The 3,845-nt window shown below is 51.3% G+C and carries 1 protein-coding gene and 1 pseudogene; both read left to right on the top strand.

All coding sequences use genetic code 11. The features are described from left to right. Nucleotides 1-1,027, top strand: a 1,027-nt coding sequence (locus BZG79_RS12780) for an efflux RND transporter periplasmic adaptor subunit (protein ID WP_108743298.1), incomplete at its 5' end; no start/stop codon positions are given. Continuing rightward, a pseudogene (locus BZG79_RS12775) lies at nucleotides 1,020-3,845 on the top strand (efflux RND transporter permease subunit); the annotation flags it as partial. The gene BZG79_RS12780 and the pseudogene BZG79_RS12775, both read left to right, overlap by 8 nt.

Here is a 3,845-nt window from a genome sequence, read left to right as displayed (position 1 = left end):
CGTCGATACGCAGTTCATCACGCCTACGCAACATCAAGTAGTCATCACGGGGCATGGTGAATTAATGCCGCTGGAAACCACGCAAATCTCCGCGCAAGTATCGGGAGAAGTCATGGATTGGCACCCGAATTTTGTCGCCGGTGGCATCGTAAAACGTGGCGACGTGCTCTTCTCTATTGAGGCGGATAATTATCAGGCGGCGGTGCTCAGTGCAGAGGCCGATCTCGCCAGCGCGCAAGCCGCTCTCATTGAAGAACAAGCGCAAGCCGCAGTGGCAAAGCGCCAAGCAAAAAGCTTGCCTCCGACACAGGTCACCGATCTCTATTTACGCAAACCACAACTATTAACGGCCAAGGCGCGGGTGAAGTCGGCCCAAGCGGCATTAAAACGCGCTCAACGCGATCTTGATAACTGTCAAGTCACCGCCCCCTATGATGCCCTAGTGGTCTCACGCGATATCGGTGTGGGTCAATATATTAGCGCAGGCACGACTGTGGGTACGATCAACAATGTTGAAGTGGCGGAAGTCCACGTACCTGTGGCTGGGTTTGACAGTGCATTTCTGCCCGAACAACTCGAAGGGATTCAGGCCTCGCTGACACGAAATGGCACATCGCCGATTCATCGCGAAGGCACCGTGGTGCGTGATTTAGGGATTGTGGAACAAAGTACACGGATGATGCGTGTGGTTGTGCGTCTTGATGACCCCTACGGTATCAGCTCGCCTAAACCAACTCTGCCCTTCGGCAGTTATGTTGAGGTGGCCTTTAACGGCACCACGTTAGACGCAGTATTTAAACTTCCCCAAGCCTTGGCAAATAATCGACAAGTTTGGGTGGTCGATGGCAAGGGCCAACTTTCATCTCGCGCCTTGAATATTGTCCGTGCCGAAGGGCAATACCTTTATGCGGACCAAGGGCTAAGTGCCAATGACCAGATTGTGACAACGCCCCCCGAGTTTCCTGAAGCGGGAATGACGGTACGCGTGGCATCGCAGGTTGCGCAGGAGAACGACGACGATGAATGAAGCCCCTACGCCACCTCGTGGTCTCATTGCGTATTTTGCACATAACCCTGTCGCGGCGAATCTGATCATGATTTTTGTATTGATCATGGGGATCGCGAGCTACTTCTTTATTCAACGTCAGATGTTCCCCAACATCGAAATTAATTATATCCATATCACTGCTGACTACCCAGGCGCCTCGCCACAAGAGGTTGAAGAGAGCATCCTCGTAAAGGTGGAAGAAGCCATTAAAGATGTCACCGGCATTGAGTCTGTGGTATCGACAGCACGCCGAGGCTTTGGCCGTGTCGAAATCGAAGTGGATGTTGGCGAAGACCTCAATGTGGTGTTGGATCGGGTGAATCAGAAAGTCGATGCCATTTCTAATCTGCCCGCGTCTATGGAGCCGCTCAATGTGTCACGATGTGACATTAGTCGAGCTCAGTGCCCCTAACTACGAAATCGCCATTGAAGTTGCACCGCAACAATTAAGAAAATACGACCTCACTCTGGGTCAAGTCAGTGACGCCATAGCCCGCTATTCAGCCAACTTCTCAGCCGGTGAAGTGCGCACCGATAGCGGTATGATCGCCATTCGCGTGGAAAACCAACGCTATCGCGGCGACGAATTTCGACAGATCCCGATTAAAATTGGTCCAAATGGTAGCCGGCTACGACTGCAAGATATCGCGACCATTAAAGATGGCTTTACCGAAGGTGAGCGCTATTTTAAATACTCTGGGCAAAATGCCATCTTTCTCTCGGTGAACGCGACAGCGTCGCAAAACATGGTTACCGTCGCCTCCGCAGTCAAAGATTACATCGAAACGAAAAACAACACGCTTCCAGCCGGTTTGGCGCTAAAGTCCGTGGTTGATATGACCCACTACTTAAACGCGCGCTTGGACATGATGCTCAAAAACTTGCTGCAAGGGGCAGTGCTCGTCGCGTTGTTACTGACCCTCTTTTTACGCTTCAAGCTAGCTATGTGGGTGCTCGTTGGACTGCCCGTTTGTTTTCTTGGCGCGGTTATGCTGATGCCAGTGATAGGGGTCAGTATTAATATTGTGTCGTTATTTGCCTTTATTATGGTGTTGGGGATCGTCGTTGATGATGCCATTGTGATAGGCGAAAGCGTTTATACCGAAGTCGAGCATAAGGGCGGTGGTGTGAATAACGTGGTTGCCGGTGCTCAACGGGTTGCAACGCCCGCTACCTTTGGGGTATTAACGACCATTGCAGTGTTTGCCCCTTTTTTGATGTCTAGTGGACCAGAGCGTGCCTTCTTCTTTGGTATCGCCGCCATTGTCATCTTGTGTCTGGTATTTAGTTTGATTGAATCCAAACTCATCCTTCCAGCACACCTTGCTCATACCCACTTTTCTACCCCTAAACCAAATAGCTTACGCCAACGCTTTAACCGCCGTTTTCAGCAATTCATTCACGGCCCTTATCGTCGTACAGTCACCCGGGCCACACACTGGCGTTGGTCTGTACTTACCGTATTCATTGCCCTATTGGCGATCAGTATTGCTTTGGTGGTGGCCAGCCACGTTCGTATGGTGCCGACGCCGAAAGTACCACATGACTTCCCCAATATTCGTTTAGAGATGAATAACAACGCATCGAGCGAACAAACCATCGCTGCCCTAAAAGCTATCGAGCGAATGGTCTACGACGTTGATAACAACACTCAAGCGGAAACCGGCCAAGCCATGATCAAAGAAACCCTAGTATTTAATGAGGGTCGAACCGCTGGGCAGCTGGTGATCCCCTTGGTGGATGATGCCGTTCGCCCCTTTACCACTTTTGAACTCTCTCGGCGCTGGCGCGATGCCATGCCTGATATTCCGGGGGTGAAAAAGCTCACCATTCAAGACGATGTCAACGGCGGAGAACAAGGTGATGAATTTGGTTACCTGTTATTCGGCCCCGATATTGAGACCCTCAATGCCGCTGGGCGGGCGCTGATGTCACGCCTTAATCAGCAACCAGGGCTTTTCGATATATCCTCTTCGATGGATTCTGGCAGCCAGGAAATTCTGATCTCGCTCACTCCCGTCGCCCATGATCTGGGGCTGGATCTGACGACCATTGCCCAGCAAGTTGGGGGCAGCTTTTATGGCGGTGAAGCACAGCGATTGATCCGAGACGGTGAAGAAATCAAAGTCATGGTGCGGTATCCAAAGCGCACGCGAGAAACCTTCTCATCGCTACGCTATGCCGTGATTACGACGCCAACGGGGCAACAAGTGATGCTGGGTGATGTGGTCAACTTTGAGCAACAGCCTGGGATCAGTAGCCTTCGCCGTGAAGCAGGGTTTCGCACTGTCTACGTCTATGGCGCCATTGATGAAGAGCAAGTAGAACCCAACCAAGTGGTTGAAACGATTCGACAATCGGTAATACCTGATGTGTTGGCCGATTATCCTGAAGTCACCAGTGAGCTCAGTGGCTCGATTGAGGAGCAACAAGCTCAGCAAAGTGAGCAACTGCTGTTTTTTATCGCTGGCATGATCGTGGTCTATGCATTGCTTGCCGTACCATTAAAAAGTTACACCCAGCCATTAATCATTATGTCGGTGATCCCATTTAGTCTCACCGGCGCCATTTGGGGACATTATTGGTTTGATATCGATTTGAGCTTGATGTCGACCTTTGGCTTAATTGCCGCGGCAGGTGTGGTGGTCAACGATTCATTGGTAATGACCGATTACATCAACCGAGCTCGGCAAGCGGGCGTTGCGGTCAAACAAGCGGTGATTGACGCCGGCTGCGCGCGTTTTCGTGCCATCACTCTCACCTCAATCACCACCTTTGCCGGGGTACTGCCGATCAT

Origin of the sequence: Salinivibrio sp. MA427 (assembly GCF_001996115.1) — a bacterium.
Taxonomy (GTDB): domain Bacteria; phylum Pseudomonadota; class Gammaproteobacteria; order Enterobacterales; family Vibrionaceae; genus Salinivibrio; species Salinivibrio costicola.
The sequence above is the reverse complement of the archived record's forward strand: the minus strand, read 5'-3'. Positions and strand labels throughout refer to the sequence as shown.